The 19896-nt window shown below is 61.4% G+C and carries 17 protein-coding genes; 10 read left to right on the top strand and 7 right to left on the bottom strand.

From position 1 onward, the window contains the following. From P7C00_RS25440 to metG, 4 genes are all read right to left on the bottom strand, one after another. Positions 1–987, bottom strand: coding sequence for an RnfABCDGE type electron transport complex subunit D (locus P7C00_RS25440; RefSeq protein WP_404937561.1), 987 nt, complete (start codon positions 985–987; stop codon positions 1–3). Next, on the bottom strand, positions 974–2179 hold the full coding sequence (gene rsxB / locus P7C00_RS25435; protein WP_404937560.1) for an electron transport complex subunit RsxB: 1206 nt from the start codon (positions 2177–2179) through the stop codon (positions 974–976). The genes P7C00_RS25440 and rsxB overlap by 14 nt, the downstream gene beginning before the upstream one ends. After that, the gene (locus P7C00_RS25430; RefSeq protein WP_404937559.1) at positions 2176–2757 is read right to left on the bottom strand and encodes an Rnf-Nqr domain containing protein; all 582 of its coding nucleotides are present in this window, start codon (positions 2755–2757) and stop codon (positions 2176–2178) included. The genes rsxB and P7C00_RS25430 overlap by 4 nt, the downstream gene beginning before the upstream one ends. A gap of 129 nt (positions 2758–2886) precedes the next feature. After that, positions 2887–4938, bottom strand: a complete 2052-nt coding sequence (gene metG / locus P7C00_RS25425) for a methionine--tRNA ligase (RefSeq protein WP_346632502.1) — start codon at positions 4936–4938, stop codon at positions 2887–2889. A gap of 162 nt (positions 4939–5100) precedes the next feature. On the opposite strand from metG, the gene apbC reads away from it, so the two are divergent. Next, positions 5101–6195 (top strand): iron-sulfur cluster carrier protein ApbC, encoded by a 1095-nt coding sequence (gene apbC / locus P7C00_RS25420; RefSeq protein WP_346632501.1) that lies wholly within the window; start codon positions 5101–5103, stop codon positions 6193–6195. An 83-nt stretch (positions 6196–6278) separates the two neighbouring features. Here the strand turns inward: apbC and P7C00_RS25415 are convergent, their stop codons facing one another. Further along, positions 6279–7037 carry an SDR family oxidoreductase gene (locus P7C00_RS25415; protein WP_404937558.1) on the bottom strand — a complete coding sequence of 253 codons (759 nt, stop codon included), beginning with the start codon at positions 7035–7037 and terminating at the stop codon, positions 6279–6281. A 165-nt stretch (positions 7038–7202) separates the two neighbouring features. Between P7C00_RS25415 and P7C00_RS25410 the strand changes: the two genes are divergently transcribed. The 4 genes from P7C00_RS25410 (at position 7203) to groL (ending at position 10715) form a co-directional block, all read left to right on the top strand. Beyond that, on the top strand, positions 7203–7934 hold the full coding sequence (locus P7C00_RS25410; protein WP_346632499.1) for a HugZ family protein: 732 nt from the start codon (positions 7203–7205) through the stop codon (positions 7932–7934). A 66-nt stretch (positions 7935–8000) separates the two neighbouring features. Continuing rightward, entirely contained in the window at positions 8001–8477 is a 477-nt protein-coding gene (locus P7C00_RS25405; protein ID WP_011063094.1) for an FxsA family protein, read from the top strand. Between the two features lie 251 nt (positions 8478–8728). Further along, the gene (locus tag P7C00_RS25400) at positions 8729–9022 is read left to right on the top strand and encodes a co-chaperone GroES (protein WP_011063093.1); all 294 of its coding nucleotides are present in this window, start codon (positions 8729–8731) and stop codon (positions 9020–9022) included. Positions 9023–9071: 49 nt separating this feature from the next. Beyond that, positions 9072–10715 (top strand): chaperonin GroEL, encoded by a 1644-nt coding sequence (groL, locus tag P7C00_RS25395; RefSeq protein WP_025129665.1) that lies wholly within the window; start codon positions 9072–9074, stop codon positions 10713–10715. Between the two features lie 153 nt (positions 10716–10868). Here the strand turns inward: groL and P7C00_RS25390 are convergent, their stop codons facing one another. Continuing rightward, positions 10869–12818, bottom strand: coding sequence for an LTA synthase family protein (locus P7C00_RS25390; protein WP_404937557.1), 1950 nt, complete (start codon positions 12816–12818; stop codon positions 10869–10871). 205 nt (positions 12819–13023) lie between these two features. Between P7C00_RS25390 and colR the strand changes: the two genes are divergently transcribed. The 5 genes from colR to P7C00_RS25365 all read left to right on the top strand — a co-directional run bounded on the left by colR (position 13024) and on the right by P7C00_RS25365 (position 16801). Continuing rightward, positions 13024–13707, top strand: a complete 684-nt coding sequence (gene colR / locus P7C00_RS25385; protein WP_047305857.1) for a two-component system response regulator ColR — start codon at positions 13024–13026, stop codon at positions 13705–13707. Next, positions 13697–14977 (top strand): HAMP domain-containing sensor histidine kinase, encoded by a 1281-nt coding sequence (locus P7C00_RS25380; RefSeq protein ID WP_346632497.1) that lies wholly within the window; start codon positions 13697–13699, stop codon positions 14975–14977. The genes colR and P7C00_RS25380 overlap by 11 nt, the downstream gene beginning before the upstream one ends. 198 nt (positions 14978–15175) lie before the next feature. Further along, positions 15176–15856 carry a class I SAM-dependent methyltransferase gene (locus P7C00_RS25375; protein ID WP_404940088.1) on the top strand — a complete coding sequence of 227 codons (681 nt, stop codon included), beginning with the start codon at positions 15176–15178 and terminating at the stop codon, positions 15854–15856. A gap of 4 nt (positions 15857–15860) precedes the next feature. Further along, positions 15861–16574: a lipopolysaccharide kinase InaA family protein gene (locus tag P7C00_RS25370; RefSeq protein ID WP_404937556.1), complete on the top strand. Its 714-nt coding sequence runs from the start codon at positions 15861–15863 to the stop codon at positions 16572–16574. Positions 16575–16576: 2 nt separating this feature from the next. Continuing rightward, the gene (locus P7C00_RS25365; protein WP_102860499.1) at positions 16577–16801 is read left to right on the top strand and encodes a hypothetical protein; all 225 of its coding nucleotides are present in this window, start codon (positions 16577–16579) and stop codon (positions 16799–16801) included. Between the two features lie 58 nt (positions 16802–16859). Here the strand turns inward: P7C00_RS25365 and P7C00_RS25360 are convergent, their stop codons facing one another. Next, on the bottom strand, positions 16860–19883 hold the full coding sequence (locus P7C00_RS25360; protein ID WP_404937555.1) for a multidrug efflux RND transporter permease subunit: 3024 nt from the start codon (positions 19881–19883) through the stop codon (positions 16860–16862). Positions 19884–19896 lie beyond the last annotated feature (13 nt).

Genomic DNA, 19896 nt, shown 5'->3' with positions numbered 1-19896 from the left:
TCAAGTCTTCTCCTGTTCCGAGGAGCACAGGCGCTCCAGCCCCGGCGCCGCCAGATTCATCAGTAGTACGGCGAAGGCAACGCCGTCGGGGTAGCCGCCCCAGGTGCGGATCAGGTAGGTCAGCAGACCGACGCCGGCGCCGAACAGCAGCCTGGCTTTCGCTGCCTTGGGGCCGGACACCGGTTCAGTGACGATAAAGAATGCGCCCAGCATGCTGGCGCCGCTGAGCAGGTGAAACAGCGGCGAACCATGGGAGTCGGAGCCCGAGCCGTTCCAGCACAGCAGGCTGATGACAAAGAGGCTGCCCAGCATGCCCACGGGCGCCTGCCAACTGATGACCCGCTGCTGCAGCAGAAACAGTCCTCCGGCGAGAAATCCCAGGCTGATCCATTCGGCACCACGGCCGCCGAAGTGACCGAAGGCGGGGTTGCTGGCAAAGAGTTCGTCGAGGGTCAGGCTTTTGTTGATCCGCAGGCTGTCCAGCGCGGTGGCTTGGACCCAGGCATCCGGATGCAGGCCGTCCGCGACACCGAATACCTGTTGCAGGCCACCGAGCAGGTCCATGGCGTGGTGCGCCGGCCAATGGGTCATCGACTGGGGAAAACACAGCAAGGCCAGGGCGTAGCCGAGCATGGCCGGATTGAACGGATTTTGGCCGACACCACCGTAAACCTGCTTGCCCAGGAGAATGGCCGCGGCAGCGGCGCTCAGCGGCAGCCACCAAGGGCAATAAGGTGGCAAGGCCAGGGCCAGCAGCGTGGCGCTGACCAAGGCGCTGCCGTCACCGAGGTTGGGCGGCAGCGGGCGTCGTCTGACGTACAGGACCAGGGCTTCCGCGACCAGGGCGCCGCTGACGGTCAGCAGCAGATTGAGCAGCACGCCCCATCCGTACAGCCACAGCAGCACCAACAGTCCCGGCAACGTGGCCAGCAGCACTCGCTGCATGGCCTGGCGCAGGCGCTGGTCGACGCCGTCAGCAATCAGCATGGGCCTTCACCTGGCGCTCGGCCTCGTGCAAGCGTGCCTGAGCCTGGGCCAGCTGTTCTGCGCGGGTGTCGGGCTGGCGCTGTAGTTTGTTCAGGTCGGCGCGGGCGTAGGCCAGCTCGGTTTTCAGTTGCCGCAGTTGTGGATCGATCGGGCGTTTTTCGATACGAGTCAGTGTCGGCGCCGGTTTCGCACAGGCGTCCTCGGCGGCATGCAGGGCCTGTTCGGCCGCCGCCAGGGCTGCGTTCAGGGTTTCCAGTTCAGCACTGGACGCTTCAGCCGCCTGAGCTTTCTTCAGTTCGGCGCGGCGCGTCGCCAACTGGATCTTCGCTCGCTTGAGCTCAGCATCCTTGGCCACCGGCGTCGGAGCAGGTGGCGCTTGGAACTCCAGCTGGGCCAAGGCCTGCTCGGCGGTTTCGAACTGACGCTGCAGGACGATCAATTGCATTTGCTGCTCAAAGGTCGGTGGATGGCCGAAAGCCTTGAGGGACTTGTGCAGCTGGGCCCGGCTCATGGCTAGCTCGATCTTGGCTTTTTTCAGCGCTGCATCGGCCGCAGCGGCCTTCTGTGCACGGACCCGCTCGATGGCGGCCTGCACCGGGTTCTGGTTGTCGTCAGTGGTTTGCGCGGCTCGTTGTGCGCGGGCCTGGCGTTCGGCCAGGCGCCGGGCCTCTTCCCGTTGCAAGCGTTCGTTGCGTTGTTCGAAGCGTCTTCGCGCCTGTTCGCGCTTGCTGCTGCGGGCTTGCAGCTGCTCGGGGCTGGTGGCCAGGCCGCCGACGATCGGCACCACCTTGGCCTCAGGCAGCGGCAGCATATCAATGCAGTCCACCGGACAGGGCGCTACGCACAGGTCGCAGCCGGTGCATTCGTCCACAAGCACGGTGTGCATCAATTTGGCCGCGCCGACGATGGCGTCCACGGGACAGGCCTGGATGCATTTGGTGCAGCCGATGCATTCGGCTTCGCGAATATAGGCGATCTGGGCCGGAGCCTCGCCGCGGCTGCGATCGAGCTCCAGCACCGGTAGCTGCAGCAGTTGCGCCAGGCCGGCAATGGTTTCCTCACCGCCGGGTGGGCACTTGTTGATGGCCTCGCCGTTGGCGATGCCCTGGGCGTAGGGTTTGCATCCGGGATGGCCGCATTTGCCGCACTGGGTCTGGGGCAGGAGGGCGTCGATGCGTTGAATCAGACTCATGTTTTGATCAGTCCGTTGAAGCCGAAAAACGCCACTGCCAGCAGGCCGGCGCTGATCAGGTCGATCGGCAGGCCGCGCCAGGGCAGGGGAATATCGTTGTTGGAGATACGCTGGCGCAGATCGTTGAACAGGCTCAGTACCAGCCAGAAGCCCAGTCCGGCTCCCAGGCTCATGGCGCTGAGCGTCGCGAGCCCGAGGTTTTCCCCTGTGGCGATCAGCAGCAGGCCGAGCGCGCCGGCATTGCCCAGCAGCAACGGCCAAAGGCCGTCGAACGAAACTCTGGGCAAGGCCCGGGACAGCAGCTGCAACACTGGCTTGATCAGCAGCACGCTCAGAGGCAGCCAGAGAAACAACTGCAAGGACTCCAGTCCCAAAGGCAGCAGCGCGCCACGATAAAGGACGTGGCCGAGCACGCAGCTGATCAGCATCAAGACCGTGGTTGCCAGGCCCAGCGCGTGGATCCGCTGCCGGGTGCTATCGGCTGGGGCGTGCAGCAGCGGATCGACGCCCAGCGGCCACTGCAACACGAAGTTGTTGATCAGGGCGGTGCTGACAAGGGCGAACAGGAAGTGGGTCATGGTTGGGCCGGTACGGGCAGGCTGTCCCTCAAGAGTAGGCAAACTCCGGGGCGGGCGCAGGGCCCGCCAGATATGCAAATCCCCCCGTTGCGCGGGGCGCAAGGGGGGGACGGGGTCCAGCCTGCAGCCTTACTTGATCCGCTGGCCGGGCTTGGCGCCGCTGTCCGGGCTCAGCAGGTAGATCTCTTCACCGCCAGGGCCGGCGGCCATCACCATGCCCTCGGAGATGCCGAACTTCATTTTCCGCGGTTTGAGGTTGGCGATCATCATGGTCAGGCGACCATCGAGCTTGGACGGGTCCGGGTAAGCGCTCTTGATCCCGGAGAACACGTTGCGCTGCTCGTCACCGATATCCAGGGTCAGGCGCAGTAGCTTGTCGGCACCTTCCACGGCTTCGGCCTTGACGATCAAGGCGACGCGCAGGTCGATGGCGGCAAAGGCGTCGAAGTCGATTTCCGGTGACAGCGGGTCCTTGGCCAGTTCGCCGTTGCCCGCTGGCGTGGCTGTGCCGGTGTCGGTCTGGCTGGCGGCCAGGTCTTCTTTCGAGGCGTCGGTCATGGCTTGGACTTTTACCGGGTCGATCCGCGTCATCAGCGGCTTGAATTCGTTGAGTTGATGATTGGCCAGTAGGTGCTGGTGATCGTTCCAGGTCAGTGCCGGAACGTTCAGGAAGGCCTCGGCATCGGCGGCCAGCAGCGGCAGCACCGGTTTGAGGAAAATCACCAGTTGGCGGAACAGGTTGATACCGGTGGCGCAGATGGCCTGGACTTCAGCCTGCTTGCCTTCCTGCTTGTTCAGCGACCATGGGGCCTTGTCGGCGATCCAGGCGTTGGCGCGGTCCGCCAGCCCCATGATCTCGCGCATGGCGCGGGCAAAATCACGGGCTTCATAGGCGTCGGCGATGCTTGGCGCCGCGGCCAGGAAGGCCTCGGTCAGCTCGGGGGCGGCATTGCTGTCGACCATCAGCCCGGCGTTGCCTTTGTGGATGAAGCCGGCGCAACGGCTGGCGATGTTCACCACCTTGCCCACCAGGTCGGAGTTGACCTTCTGCACGAAGTCTTCGAGGTTCAGGTCCAGGTCGTCGACGCCGCGGCCCAGCTTGGAGGCGTAGTAGTAGCGCAGGTATTCCGGCGACAGGTGCTCCAGATAGGTGCGAGCCTTGATGAAGGTGCCACGGGACTTGGACATTTTCTGGCCGTTGACGGTCAGGTAGCCGTGGACGTTGATGCCGGTCGGTTTGCGGTAGCCGGCGCCTTCGAGCATGGCGGGCCAGAACAGCGCGTGGAAGTTGACGATGTCCTTGCCGATGAAGTGGTACAGCTCGGCGGTGGAGTCCTTGCCCCAGAACGCGTCGAAGTCCAGTTCCGGACGACGGGCGCAGAGGTTCTTGAAACTGGCCATGTAGCCGATTGGCGCGTCCAGCCAGACATAGAAGTACTTGCCCGGCTCGTCCGGGATCTCGAAGCCGAAGTACGGCGCATCGCGGGAGATGTCCCACTGCTGCAGGCCGGCATCCAGCCACTCGGCGATCTTGTTGGCGACGGCGTCCTGCAGGGTGCCGCTGCGGGTCCAGGTCTGCAGCATCTGCTGGAAGTCCGGCAGCTTGAAGAAGAAATGCTGGGAATCCTTGAGCACCGGGGTGGCGCCGGAGATCGCCGATTTTGGATCTTTCAGATCGGTCGGGGCATAGGTGGCGCCGCATTTTTCGCAGTTGTCGCCGTACTGGTCCTCAGTGCCGCACTTCGGGCAGGTGCCCTTGATGAAGCGGTCGGCCAGGAACATTTTCTTTTCCGGGTCGAAATACTGAGTGATGGAACGCGTGGCGATGTGCCCGGCGTCTCGCAGCTTGAGGTAGATCTGGCTCGACAGCTCACGGTTTTCTTCGGCGTGGGTCGAGTGGAAGTTGTCGAAGTCCACCAGGAACTCGGCAAAGTCGGCGCTGTGTTCAGCCTGGACATTGGCGATCAGTTGTTCCGGGGTGATGCCTTCCTTCTCCGCACGCAACATGATGGCCGAGCCGTGTGCGTCGTCGGCGCAGACATAGATGCATTGGTTGCCGCGATGCTTCTGGAAGCGCACCCACATGTCGGTCTGGATGTACTCAAGCATGTGGCCAAGGTGGATGGAACCATTGGCATAGGGCAGGGCGCTGGTGACGAGGATCTTGCGTGGCTCGGACATGGGGCTCGGCTACTTGATGAAACGGAGGTCGGCCACTATAAAGCGCCAGCGCGGATTTTTCACCCTTCCGGGCACATTGTGCACAGCAAGCTTTCTCGCCACGAAGGAGTCGGCGGCGTAGGATAGCCGGCTGATTTTCCAGTCTTGTTATCGGAGTTGCCCATGAGCGCCGTCAATCGCGCAGCGGTGGAAGCCGTTCTTCGCCAATACACCGACCCTTACCTGAACCAGGACCCGGTCAGCGCCGGCTGCGTGCGGGCCATTGATGTCCAGGGCGATAAGGTCCTGGTCCAGATGGAACTGGGTTATGCCGCCGGTCTGTTCAAGAGTGGCTGGGCGCAGATGCTGCAACTGGCCATCGAAGGCCTGGACGGTGTCGCTTCGGCCAAGGTCGAGATCACCAGCGTGATCGCCGCGCACAAGGCCCAGGCGCAGATCCCGGGCCTGGCCAACGTCAAGAACGTGGTGGCGGTGGCGTCCGGCAAGGGCGGCGTGGGCAAGTCCACCACCGCGGCCAACCTGGCCCTGGCCCTGGCTCGTGAAGGCGCCAAGGTGGGGATTCTCGACGCCGATATCTATGGTCCGAGCCAGGGCATCATGTTCGGCATTGCCGAAGGCACCCGGCCGAAGATCAAGGACCAGAAGTGGTTCGTGCCCATCGAGTCCCACGGGGTCGAGGTCATGTCCATGGCCTTCCTCACCGACGACAACACGCCGATGGTCTGGCGTGGCCCGATGGTCTCCGGCGCCTTGCTGCAACTGGTGACCCAGACCGACTGGGGCAACCTCGACTATCTGGTGATCGACATGCCGCCGGGCACTGGCGATATCCAACTGACCCTGGCGCAGAAAGTCCCGGTGGCCGGCGCAGTGATCGTGACCACACCGCAAGACCTGGCGCTGCTGGATGCGCGCAAGGGCGTGGAGATGTTCCGCAAGGTCAACATCCCGGTGCTGGGCGTGGTGGAAAACATGGCGGTGCACATCTGCTCCAACTGCGGCCATGCCGAGCATTTGTTCGGCGAAGGCGGCGGCGAGAAGCTGGCCAGCCAATACGACGTCGAGTTGCTGGCTTCGTTGCCGCTGTCGATGCTGATCCGCGAGCAGGCCGACGGCGGCAAGCCGACGGTGATCGCCGAGCCTGAAAGCCAGATCGCCATGGTCTATCAGGAACTGGCCCGGCATGTCGGAGCACGCATCGTATTGCAGGAAGCCGCCGCTCCGGCGATGCCCAACATCACCATCAGCGACGACTGAAGTCCGAAACAGGCCCAGCCGGCGAACGCGATCTTATGGACGCCTTCGCCGGCAAGCCGGCTTCTACAGTTGCGATTACAGGCTCAGATGCGCAGGCCGCCGTCCATCTCCAGGATGCGTCCGGTGTAATAGTCGTTCTCGAAGATATAGGCTGCCGAGTGGGCGATCTCTTCCGGCTTGCCCATGCGCTTGAGCGGAATGCCTGAGGTCATCTTCTCCAGGGCTTCGGGTTTCATGCCCAGGGTCATTTCTGTCTCGATAAAGCCGGGGGCAATCCCGGCCACGCGAATTCCGTAGCGCGCCAGTTCCTTGGCCCAGGTCACGGTGGCTGCCGCCACGCCGGCCTTGGCCGCCGAGTAGTTGGTCTGGCCGACATTGCCGGCGCGCGAGATCGAGGAAATGTTGATGATCGCGCCGCTGTTGTTCAATTCCACCATTTTCGCCGCCACTTCCCGAGTGCAGAGGAACACTCCGGTCAGGTTGACGTCGATCACCGCCTGCCATTGGGCCAGGCTCATCTTGGTCATCTCGCCGTCCTTGACCTTGAGCAGCAGGCCGTCGCGCAGGATTCCGGCGTTGTTGATCAGACCGTTGATGGCGCCGAAGTCTTCGGCGACCTGGGCCACCATATGGCTCACTTGTTCTTCATTGGCCACATTGCACAGATAGGCACGGGCCTCAACGCCAAGGGCCTTGCAGGCCGCCACGGCCTGGTCGAGTTTTTCCTGGTTCAGGTCCACCAGGGCCAGTCGTGCGCCCTTGGCGGCGAAATACTCGGCCATGGAGCGGCCCAGACCTTGGCAACCGCCAGTGATAATGATTACTTTGTCAGTGAGTTGCATTCGCATGTCCCGCTAGCAGGTCTTGAGGGGTGGTCCTTTTCGGGGAACCTCGGCCGGCTGCCGGACCTGGCCTGGCTGCAGATGAGAATTGCCCCGTTGGCGTAGCTGGAACAATGCTCCAGGCGCCCGTCCGTTTTCGACGGATTCTATAGAAGGAGTCATAAAGTGAGCGTTGAAGCTGCCAAGAATGCACGAGAATTGCTGCTCAAGGAATACCGCGGCGTGTTGTCGACGCACTCCAAGGCCATGCCGGGTTTTCCCTTTGGTTCCGTGGTGCCTTATTGCCTGGATGCCGAGGGGCGCCCCCTGATTCTCATCAGCCGCATTGCCCAGCACACCCACAATCTGCAGAAGGATTCCAAGTGCTCGCTGCTGGTAGGCGAGCGCGATGCCGATGACGTGCAAGCGGTGGGGCGCCTGACCTACCTGGCCGAAGCCGAGAAGCTTGAGGACCAGGACGCTATCGAGGCCGCCGCCGAGCGCTACTACCGCTACTTCCCGGAATCCCAGAACTACCACAAGGCCCATGACTTCGATTTCTGGGTACTCAAGCCGGTGCGTCATCGCTACATCGGCGGTTTCGGCGCTATTCACTGGGTGGATCAAGTGGCCCTGGCCAACCCGTTCGCCGGCAAGGCCGAGTTGAGCATGGTTGAACATATGAACAGCGACCACGCCAAAGCCATTGCCCACTACGTGGCGCTGACGGGACTGCCACACAGCGTGCCGGCGCAACTGGCCGGGATCGACAGCGAAGGCATGCACCTGCGCATTGGCCAAGCCCTTTACTGGCTGCCATTTCCAAGCCTTTGCAACACGCCGACACAAGTGCGCGAAGCCCTGGTTTTTCTGGCCCACGCCGATCAATGGCCGAAAAATCCGGCACCGGGTGCTTGAATTCACGAATTGGCGACGTCATTTACGGTCTACTGGAAGGCATTCTTCCGCAGAGGAAACCATTTGATGCGCCCTTTTCTGTTGCTCTTTTTACTGTTCCCGGTGCTGGAGCTGTTCGTCTTCGTCAAGGTCAGCGCGGCCATCGGGTTTTTCCCGGCACTGCTGCTGATCATTCTCGGTTCGATGCTCGGTGTGCTGGTGTTGCGCGTGGCCGGATTGGCCACGGCACTGCGTGCCCGTGAAAGCCTCAATCGCGGTGAGTTGCCGGCCCAGCAGATGCTCGAGGGGCTGATGCTGGCCCTGGGTGGCGGCCTGCTGATCCTGCCGGGTTTCATCAGCGATGTATTCGGCCTGCTGATGCTGCTGCCCATCAGCCGTCGCCTGCTGGCCAATAAAATGCGCCAGCGTGCCGAGGAGCAGGCCTTGCGCCAACGCGCCTTTGCCGATGACATGCGTGCGGCCCGTGGCGGCCCTGCGCCGCAACAGCCGTTGGGCCGTGAGCCCAATGTCATTGAAGGTGAGTTCGAGCACCGAGATTCCTGATAACTGGCCTCAAACACACGGCACCTTCGGGTGCCGTGTTCGTTTTAACCCGGGTGATGTAAAAAATTTCATCAGCCTGCCCTTGTAATAACCTTATGCGCCCTTATGTAACGGTCACCGCAAGGTTTCTGGTGCTGACACCAGACAGACTTCCGCGTCTCGCTTGTCGAGCCGCAACCGGCCACGCCGGATTTGTTAACCCGCCGGTATCGACACCGGCCGTTGAAAACCACAATTAGGAGAGATCGACAATGAAGCTTCGTCCTCTGCATGACCGCGTCGTCATCCGTCGCAGCGAAGAAGAATCGAAAACTGCCGGCGGTATCGTTCTGCCTGGTTCGGCTGCTGAAAAACCTAACCGTGGCGAAATCGTCGCTGTAGGTACCGGCCGCGTGCTGGACAACGGTGAAGTACGTGCGCTGGCCGTGAAAGTGGGTGACAAAGTGGTGTTTGGCCCGTACTCCGGCAGCAACACCGTGAAAGTCGATGGCGAAGATCTGCTGGTAATGGCTGAGAACGAAATTCTCGCCGTTATCGAAGGCTGATTTCCCACGTATTTTCCCGCTACTACACAGTATTTAAGGAATATCGATCATGGCTGCTAAAGAAGTTAAATTCGGCGATTCCGCCCGCAAGAAAATGCTCACCGGTGTCAACGTTCTGGCTGACGCAGTAAAAGCGACCCTGGGCCCGAAAGGCCGTAACGTGATCATCGAGAAGAGCTTCGGCGCTCCGACCATCACCAAGGACGGCGTTTCCGTAGCCAAAGAAATCGAGCTGAAAGATCGCTTCGAAAACATGGGCGCGCAGCTGGTCAAAGACGTTGCCTCCCGTGCTAACGATGACGCTGGCGACGGCACCACCACCGCTACCGTTCTGGCCCAGTCGATCGTCAACGAAGGCCTGAAAGCCGTCGCTGCCGGCATGAACCCGATGGACCTGAAACGCGGCATCGACAAGGCGACCATCGCCATCGTCAAAGAGCTGAAAGGTCTGTCCAAGCCATGCGCTGATTCCAAAGCCATCGCTCAGGTCGGCACCATCTCCGCCAACTCCGACAACTCCATCGGCGACATCATTGCCGAAGCCATGGAAAAAGTCGGTAAAGAAGGCGTGATCACCGTTGAAGAAGGCTCGGGCCTGGAAAACGAACTGTCGGTTGTAGAAGGCATGCAGTTCGACCGTGGTTACCTGTCCCCTTACTTCATCAACAAGCCGGACACCATGGTCGCCGAACTCGACGGCCCGCTGATCCTGCTGGTGGACAAGAAGATCTCCAACATCCGCGAAATGCTGCCAGTGCTGGAAGCCGTTGCCAAAGCCGGCCGCCCACTGCTGATCGTGGCTGAAGACGTTGAAGGCGAAGCCCTGGCGACTCTGGTTGTGAACAACATGCGCGGTATCGTCAAAGTCGCTGCCGTCAAGGCACCAGGCTTCGGCGACCGTCGCAAGGCCATGCTGCAGGACATCGCCGTCCTGACCGGCGGTACCGTTATCTCCGAAGAGATCGGCCTGAGCCTGGAAAGCACCACCCTGGAGCACCTGGGTAACGCCAAGCGCGTGATCCTGTCCAAAGAAAACACCACCATCATCGACGGTGCTGGCGTTGAAGCGGACATCCAGGCTCGTGTGACTCAGATCCGTCAACAAGTCGCCGACACTTCGTCCGACTACGACCGTGAAAAACTGCAAGAGCGTCTGGCCAAGCTGTCCGGCGGCGTTGCAGTGATCAAGGTTGGCGCTGGCTCCGAAGTTGAAATGAAAGAGAAGAAAGCCCGCGTTGAAGACGCCCTGCACGCTACCCGTGCAGCCGTTGAAGAAGGCGTGGTACCTGGCGGTGGCGTAGCCCTGATCCGTGCTCTGCAAGGCATCAACGACCTGAAGGGCGACAACGCCGACCAGGACGTGGGTATCGCTGTTCTGCGTCGCGCTATCGAAGCTCCACTGCGTCAGATCGTTGCCAACTCCGGTGACGAGCCAAGCGTGGTTGTGGACAAGGTCAAGCAGGGTTCCGGTAACTTCGGTTACAACGCTGCCACCAGCGAATACGGCGACATGATCGAAATGGGCATCCTGGACCCAACCAAGGTAACCCGTTCCGCGCTGCAAGCAGCTTCGTCCATCGGCGGTCTGATCCTGACCACCGAAGCCGCTGTTGCTGAAATCGTGGAAGACAAGCCTGCAGCTGGCGGCATGCCAGACATGGGCGGCATGGGTGGCATGGGCGGCATGATGTAAGCCAGCCTTACCCCTGTACTGAAAAAGCCCCGCCGGTGAACACCGGCGGGGCTTTTTTATGCCTGGGATAGGAGGGGGCGCCTGGATCTTCGCGGGCAAGCCCGCTCCTACAACGATGCACCTCTGTAGGAGCGGGCTTGCCCGCGAATGACTTCAGCGCTGACTCAACTCGACCGCCGAGGCCTTGGGCGCCTTCCAGCTCAGCAACTGCTGCTTGAAGCCATAACTGGCGCTCTGGTAATAGCTGATGCCGCGCTGGATCAGCGGGTCGCTGTCCTGCACCCGGGATTCCTGGCTGGCACCCAGGGCCTGGTCATGGCGGCGCAGCCCTTGGCGCGGGCTGAGAATCGCCAGGTCCTTGCCGTCGAACAGCCCCAGGTGTTGGTAATTGCCCACCAGGACACGCGGGGGCAGCGGGTTGTCCTGCAACAGGTTGCGACCGAAGAAGGTCGATTCGTAGTCCAGGTTCAACAACCCCAGCAGCGTTGGCGCCAGGTCGATCTGACTGGCCAGCTGGGCACTTTCCCGCGTTGGGACCAGCTTGGGGGCGTAGACGAACAGCGGGATCTGATAGTTGCTGATGGGCAGGTCCTCCTTGCCCGCGCTGCCTGCGGTGTGGTCGGCGACGAACACGAAGATCGTGTTGTCGAACCAGGGTTTTTGCCGCGCCGCCTTGAGGAACTCGCCAATGGCGTAGTCGGTGTATTTGACCGCGCCGTCACGGCCATTGCCGGACTTGATGTCGATGCGGCCGTCGGGGTAGGTGTACGGACGATGGTTGGAGGTGGTCATCAGTTGCAGCAGGAAGGGGCGTTGTTGCGCGTAGTCGGCGTCCGCCAGCTTCAGGGTCTGGTTATACAAGTCTTCGTCGGCCATGCCCCAGGCGTTCTTGAAATGGATCTCGGACTCTTCGACGCTGCTCTGGTCCACCACTCGGTAGCCGTTGCCGCTGAAAAAGGCGTTCATGTTGTCGAAGTAACCGCGTCCGCCATAGACGAACACACTGTCGTAACCCACGGCGCGAAGTTGCTGGCCCAGGCTGGCAAAGCCGCTTTCACGACCGATGCGCTTGACGATGGAGCGTCCGGGCGTCGGTGGGATCGCCAGGGTGATGGCTTCCAGGCCGCGGTCGGTGCGGGTGCCGGTGGCATAGAAATTGTTGAAGTACAGGCTCTGTTGGCGCAAGGCGTCGAGGTTGGGGGTCAGATTGCGTTCGTCGCCATTACTGCCCATGTACTTGGCGCTGAAGCTTTCCAGGGTGACCAGGACGATATTCGGTGTGCGCGGGGTGCCCGGGTTGTCAATGGCGCGACGGATGTCCAGGGGGTCCTTGCCGATGAAGCGGGCATTGGGCTCGTTGAGTTCGGCGCGCATCTGGCGGGCCACCACATCGGCAGGCAGGCTGCGATAGAACTGTGGGTAATCCAGCTCATTGTTTCGAAAGGCAGCAAAGAACTGATACGGACCGTTGCTCGCCAGCTCATTCTGGTAGGCATTGCCGCCCTGGGCACGCGGACTGTCCTGGCTGAGCAGTTGCAGGCTGGCGCCGGCCACCAGCAGCAGTCCCAGGGTGCTGAGCAGGCGATCACGCAGAGACGGCAAGGGCGCATCCAGAGCCGCCTTCAGCGGCTTGCGCAGCGCCAGGCTCAGGGCGATTGCCGCCAGGGCCAGCAGCGCCATGTACAGGCCGATCGGGTAGGACTCGAGAATGTTGTTGAGGACTTCGTCGGAATACACCAGGTAGTCGACGGCGATGAAGTTGAAACGCACGCCGAACTCGTCCCAGAACAGCCATTCCGCAACAGCGGTGAAAAGCATGGCGAACAGGCTCAGGCTGAACAGGCCCTGTAACAGCCAGCGCGTTCCACGCCGCTGCCACAGGCTGGGCGGGCAGAGCAACAGGCACAGGCCCAGGGGCAGGGCGGCGTAGGCCAGGAAGCCCAGGTCGTAAAGCAGGCCGACGCCGAACACTGGCAGCCAGCCGCTACCGGCTTCGTTGAGGTGAGTCAGCAGGAAAGCGCTGCGGGTCAGCAGGAAAATCGCCAGCCAGGTGCTGGTCAATAACAGCACTAAGCGCGCTGGAGCGCTCTTGAGAAGATCCATCAGAGGGGTGTTCCTTGTGGGCAAACGGCCGGCAGTCTGGGCTTGCCCCTGTAGGCAGGTTGTGAACCTGTGGTGAAAAACTCGTTAAGCCATTGAAGGGGTGAAAAGTGCCCGGGGAGCGGTCAGACAAGGCTGGCGGCGAGTCGGACTTGGCCTTAAGCTGCGCGAGCCAAGACGGCCGTAACTGTGTACGGAGAGAGTGCCGATGCGAATTCTACTGGTTGAAGACAACCGCGATATTCTCGCCAACCTGGCGGATTACCTGGGACTCAAGGGCTACACCGTGGACTGCGCCCAGGATGGTCTGTCGGGATTGCACCTGGCTGCCACTGAGCATTACGACCTGATCGTGCTCGATATCATGCTGCCAGGGATCGACGGCTACACCCTGTGCAAGCGCCTGCGCGAAGATGCCCGGCGCGATACCCCAGTGATCATGCTCACGGCCCGTGACCAGTTGGATGACCGGCTTCAGGGCTTCAAGTCCGGTGCCGACGACTACCTGCTCAAGCCATTTGCCCTTTCGGAACTGGCCGCGCGGATTGAGGCGGTGATGCGCCGTACCCAGGGCGGTGGTCGCAGAGCGTTGCAGGTCGGTGACCTCAGCTATGACCTCGATACCCTGGAAGTCACCCGTGAAGGGCGCCTGCTCAAGCTCAACCCGGTGGGCCTCAAGCTGCTGGCGGTGTTGATGCAGAAGAGCCCCCATGTGTTGCGCCGGGAAATCCTCGAAGAGGCCCTGTGGGGCGATGACTGTCCGGACAGTGACAGCCTGCGCAGCCATGTCCACCAACTGCGCCAGGTGATCGACAAGCCGTTCGCCAAACCGTTGCTGCACACCGTGCACGGTGTCGGCTACCGGTTGGCCGAGGGCCGTGATGGAGTTTAAGCAGAGCCTTGCCCAGCGCATCATCATCGCCTTTGCCTTGATGAGCGCACTGGTGGCGGGGGCTTTCGCCATGGGCATCGTGGCGACCGTGCATCTGGTGGAGGAGAAACTCATCTCCGCCGGCCTTGGCGGCGATCTGCAACGCCTGTTGCTAATGGACAACGTTGCCGACTGGAATCACCGCCCCGAGCCCGACCAACTGTTCTACTACAGTGGCGGGCGCGGCGATTTCGAGTTGCCCAAGGATCTGAGGCACCTGGACCCGGGCTTCCATGAAGTGTTTCGCGAGCAGCTGTCCTATCACGCCATGGTCGAAGTGGTGGATGGCCGGCGTTATGTGCTGCTGCAGGATCAGAGCGATTTCGAAGAGCGCGAGCGGGTGCTGTTCGCGGTGGTGCTGGTGGGTTTCATCCTAAGTCTGGCGCTGGCGGTGTTCCTGGGGTGGGTCCTGGCACGTCGGGTGATGGCGCCGGTGGTTCGTCTGGCTCGCCAGGTCCGTCACCGGGATCAACTGCTGGGCTTGGCACCGCCCCTGGCACCGGATTATGCGGCGGATGAGGTGGGCGAGTTGGCGATTGCCTTCGATGCGACTCTCGGACGCCTGCGCCAGGCCTTGAGCCGTGAGCGTCTGTTCACCAGTGACGTCAGCCATGAACTGCGGACGCCGCTGATGGTCCTGGCCACGTCCTGCGAGCTGCTCCTGGAAAACCCCGGGCTCGATCCCCGTGGACGAGCCCAGGTCGAACGTATTGCCCGAGCTTGCGAGGAAATGCGTGAGCTGGTGCAGACGTTCCTGATGCTGGCCCGAGCCCAGCGGGAAGATGCCAGCATGTCGCCGCAACTGACGCTGACCCAGGCTGCCAAGGACTTGATCGGAGTGTGGCGCGAATCCGTCGAGGCCAAGGGTATCGAGTTGATCTTCGAGCCGGGACAACCGGGTGAGACCCGCTACAACGCCACTTTCCTGCATGCGGTGATGGGCAATCTGTTGCGCAATGCCTTGCACTACACCGAACAGGGATTTATCCGCCTGAGCCTGGTGCCGGATGGATTCGTCGTGGAGGACAGCGGCGTGGGCATTCCCGAGGAAAAACGCGAGGCGATGTTTCAGCCCTTTGTCCGTGGCGATGAAAAGCGCGGTGAAGGCTTGGGGCTGGGCTTGTCCCTGGTCCAGCGCATCTGCGAGAACCAGGGCTGGAGCGTCACTCTCAGTACCATGACCCCCAATGGCTGTCGTTTTCACGTTCAACTGCCCCCTTCCAAGGCTTGAATATTCTTGCCGGGCCCTGTTTTTCAGGGCCACTCGCTTGTCGATTTTTCTTCTTAGGTGGCCCCAGGCCATTGTCTGCTGCCTGTAAAACTCTGAAATATTTCCTCGTTGGACGGTACGAAGTTTTCACAAGGGGATGACCTGTCGCTGACACGCCGCTGCTTAAGGTGGCGCCATCAGTTGCAGGAGACTTTGATGATGGCGACACCGATCAAGCTGGAATTTTCCGACAAGTACGATGCCCAACATGCGCAGCAATACCTGCTCAAGCACCAGGAGGGGCTGGCACGACAGTTGTCCCACAAGCGTGATGAACAATTGGCTCGCGCTGCGCTGGCCCTGGCGGGAGAACCGGGCCTGGTGCTGGACCTGCCGTGCGGCGCGGGTCGTTTCTGGCCGCTGCTGACCGAAAAGGCCAATCGAATCATTATTGGCGCCGACAATTCAGCGGCTATGCTGAACACCGCCACGGTGGCGCAACCGGCCGATGTGGTGAAACGAGTACGAGCCTTGCAAACGTCTGCGTTTGCCATCGACTTGCCGGACAACGCTGTGGACTGCATTTTTTCCATGCGGTTGTTGCACCACATCGGTGAGGCCGAGCATCGGATAGCGCTGCTACGGGAGTTTCAGCGGGTCACCCGTGACAGCGTGATTGTTTCGCTATGGGTCGATGGCAACTTCAAGGCCTGGAAGCGCAAGCGCATGGAGCGCAAGCGGCTGTCCGAAGGTGGGCAGGAGGGTTACCAGAATCGTTTCGTGTTACCGGCGGCTACGGTCGAAGAAGAATTCAGGCAAGCCGGTTTTCGTGTCCAGGAGCACCTGGACTTCTTTCCGCTCTACGCCATGTGGCGGGTCTACGTATTACGCAAGAGGTAAGAGGATGGCTGTTGAATGTGCTTCGGAAATGGATGCCGTGCCCACAGATTGCTTCGAATACTTCTGGAACCAACAAGGTGAATGGGTCGAGGAACCCAATAAGCGTCGAGGCGGTGAGAGCGGCGTGCAGCGCCTGATCAGCAGCAGCGGTCACCTGCTCTATGCCAAGCGGCAGATCGGGCACATTCATCGCAGCTTTCTACACCCCTTTGGTCGTCCGACCGTCCTGCGTGAGCGTGATGCCCTGCAAGGCCTGCGTTTGCTGGATATAGAGGTGCCGGAGCTGGTGTTCTGCGGCGCCCGGCGCGGCCCCGAGCATCAGTGGCAGGCCCTGCTGGTGACCGCTGCGCTCGACGGCTTTGTGGAAATCGATAACTGGTATGCCGCAGGTGAGCGTGAACGCCACGGCGAAGTGCTGCACGAGCGAGTGTTGCAGGCACTGGCGCAGACCCTGGCGCGTATGCACAAGGGCCGTTGGCAGCATGGCTGCCTGTATTCCAAACATGTTTTTGTACGAATAGATGGCGAGGGCGAGCAGGCCCAGGTGAGGATTGCATTGCTGGATTTCGAGAAGTGTCGCCAGCGCCTGAGCAGCCGTCGGGCGGCGGCCCATGACCTCAAGCAACTGCGCCGCCATTCGTCGTGGAATGACACGGACTGGCAAAAGCTCTACTACTTTTATAGAACGGTGTTTGGCAGCCCCATCAAAGGTTTATAGCTATGAAGCTAGAAATTGCACGAGGTTTGTTCCTGGCAGGAGCCTTGGCAGTTGCTTCCTTGGCCATGGTTGTCTGGGAGCAGCCGCGAACGCAGGTTCTCAGTGCCGCTCAGGGTGAACATTGCCCGTTGCCACGGGTGGCCAAGAGCTCGGTGGCGGTCAAGCCGGATCATGAACTGCTGTTGTTCATGTTCGGCATGAGCCAGGCGTTGAAACCCCAGAGTTGAAGACCTGAAACTGCCACCTGAAGGCCTCGCATTGCGAGGCCTTTTGTTTGTCCCGGATTCAGGTGTCCGCCTTGGCCAGCAGGGTGTAGATGCAGGGCAGGACGAAGAGGGTGAACAGGGTGCCGATGGACATGCCCGTGGCGATTACTGTGCCGATATCGAAGCGACTGACTGCACCGGCGCCGCTGGCCAGGATCAGTGGCACCATGCCGAACACCATCGCTGCTGTGGTCATCAGCACCGGGCGCAGGCGAATCGATGCGGCTTGCTCCACTGCCTGTCGGGCGCTAAGTCCCTGGTCCCGGCGCAGTTGGTTGGCGAATTCAACGATCAGAATCCCATGTTTGCTGATCAGGCCGATCAGCGTCACCAGGCCGACCTGGGTGTAGATGTTCATGCTCGACCAGCCGAGAAACAGTGGGATCAGTGCGCCGCAGATCGACAGCGGCACGGTCACCAGAATCACCACCGGGTCGCGGAAGCTTTCGAACTGCGCCGCCAGCACCAGGAAAATGATCGCCAGGGCCAGGCCGAAGGTGACCCAGAGCGCACTGCCTTCCTGGACGTACTGGCGGGCGGCGCTGGCATAGTCGAAGGTGTAACCGGCGGGGGCCTCCTGCGTGGCGATCTGGCGCATGGTGTCGATGGCTTCGCCCATGCTGACTACGGGCACACCGGAAATGGTCGCAGCGTTGAGCTGCTGGAACTGGTTCAACTGCCGAGGGCGGGCGCGGTCGCTGACTTTGATCAGGGTCGACAGCGGCAGGGCCTCACCCTTGCTGTTCTTCACGTAGTAGTTATTCAACCAGTCAGGGTTGTCCCGATAGGCGCGCTCCACTTGGGCGATCACCTTGTAGCTGCGTCCGTCGATGGTGAAACGGTTGATTTCCGCCTCGCCGAGCAAGGTCGCCAGCGTACCCCCCAGGTCCTGCATGGTAACGCCCATTTGCGCGGCCTTGGCCCGATCGATGTCGACCACCACTTCGGGTTTGTCGAAGGCCAGGTCAATGTCGACAAAGGCGAATTTCCCCGACTCCATGGCGCGTTTCTTCACCCGGTTGGCCACGTCCAACAGGGACTCGTAATCGTTGGGGGTGTTGATCACGAAGGCAAAGGGCAGGCCCTCGCCGGTGCCGGGCAAGGCCGGCAGGTTGAAACCGAAGACTTGCAGGCCGGCGATGCCTGCCAGTTTGCCTTGTACCTGGGGCAGGATCTGCATCTGGGTCCGCTGGCGCTGGTTCCAGGGCTTGAGCAGGAAGCCGCCGATCCCCGATTGCACCCCGTTGAAACCGTTGATCTGGAATGAGGAGTAGTACTCCGGGAACTCCTTGAAGATCGCCAGGAACTCATCGGTGTAGGCATTGAGATACTCCAGGTTGGCCGGTTGCGGCGCCGTGGCCAGCATGAAAATGATGCCCTGGTCTTCGTCCGGTGCCAGCTCCGCCTTGGTGAACTTGAGCAGCAGGGGAATCAGGCACAGCGCGATCAGCGCGAAGACCAGTACAACGGGACGGGTCTCAAGGGTGCCGTGGAGCAGGCGCTGGTAGTGCTGCTTCAGGCTGTCGAAAATCCGGTCCAGGCGATGGGACAGGCCGCTGGGGTTTTCGTCGCGGCGCAGCAACAGTGCACACATCATCGGTGACAGAGTCAGGGCGACGATCCCGGAAATCACCACGGCCCCGGCCAGCGTCAGGGCGAACTCCTTGAACAGGGCGCCGGTGAGTCCCTGGAGAAAACCTATGGGAGCGTAAACCGCCGCCAGGGTGATGGTCATCGATACCACCGGCATGGCGATTTCCCGGGCACCTTCGATAGCCGCATCCAAGGGTGTCTTGCCTTCTTCGATGTGCCGATGAATGTTCTCCACCACCACGATTGCATCGTCCACCACCAAGCCGATGGCCAGGACCATGGCCAGCAAGGTCAGCAGATTGATCGAGTAGCCCATCAACTGCATGAAGAACATCACGCCGATCATCGACAGCGGAATGGTCACTACCGGGATCACTACCGAACGCAAGGCGCCGAGGAACAGGAACACCACCACAATCACGATCAGTACCGCTTCGAACAGGGTTTTGACTACCTCGTCGATGGAGGCCTGGATAAACAGCGTGGCGTCGTAGGCAATGTCCGACTTGAGGGTCGGGGGCAGTTGCGCTTCCAGTTCCGGCAGCAGCTTGCGCACCTCCTTGATCACGTCCAGCGGGTTGGCTCCGGGGGTGGCCTTGATGCCGATGTAGACCGAGGGCACGCCGCCGAAGGAGCTGATGGCGTTGTAGTTTTCCGCGCCCATTTCCACCCGCGCCACATCCTTGAGCAGGACCCGGCTGTCGCCATCGGTTTTCAACGGGATAGCCGCGAACGCCTCGGCGGATTTCAGCTCGGTGTTGGCATTGATACTGGTGACGACGTACTCGCCCTTGACCTCGCCTGCGGCGGACAGAAAGTTGTACTGGCGCACGGCGTTGCTCACGTCGCTGGCAGCCAGGCCATAGGCCGCCAACTTCACCGGGTCCAGCCACAGACGCATGGCGAACACCTGATTGCCGAGGATCTCCGCCTCGGCCATGCCTGGCAGGGTCGCCAGCTTGGGCTGGATCACTCGTGAGAGGTAGTCGGTGATCTGTGGGTTGTTCAGTTGCGGGCTGGAGAAGCTGATGTACATCAGCGCCGAGGCGTCGGCCGCCTCCTTGCTCAGCACTGGGTCTTCGGCTTGCTGGGGCAGCTTGTTCTTGACCTCGTTGGCCTTGGCCAGCAGTTCGGTGAACAGGCGGTCGCTGTTGGAACCGATCCGTGCATAGATCGAGATCACCGAGAAGTTCTGCCGGCTCACCGAGGTCATGTAGTCGATGCCTTCGGCGCTGGCCAGGCTTTGCTGCATGGGCTGGGTGATATAGCCCTGGATGGTTTCGGCATTGGCCCCGGGGTAGGCGGTGGTCACCGTGATCAGGGCGTTCTCCATCTGTGGGTACTGGCGCAGGGGCAGCTTGCTCCAGGCCTGGAATCCCAGCAGCACAATCAGCAGGCTGACCACGGTAGCGAGTACCGGGCGGCGAATGAACGGATCGGTAAAGGCCATGGGGATTCCTTGA

Source organism: Pseudomonas sp. JDS08PS003 (genome assembly GCF_045013505.1).
Classification (GTDB): Bacteria; Pseudomonadota; Gammaproteobacteria; order Pseudomonadales; family Pseudomonadaceae; genus Aquipseudomonas; species Aquipseudomonas protegens_B.
The sequence above is the reverse complement of the archived record's forward strand: the minus strand, read 5'-3'. Positions and strand labels throughout refer to the sequence as shown.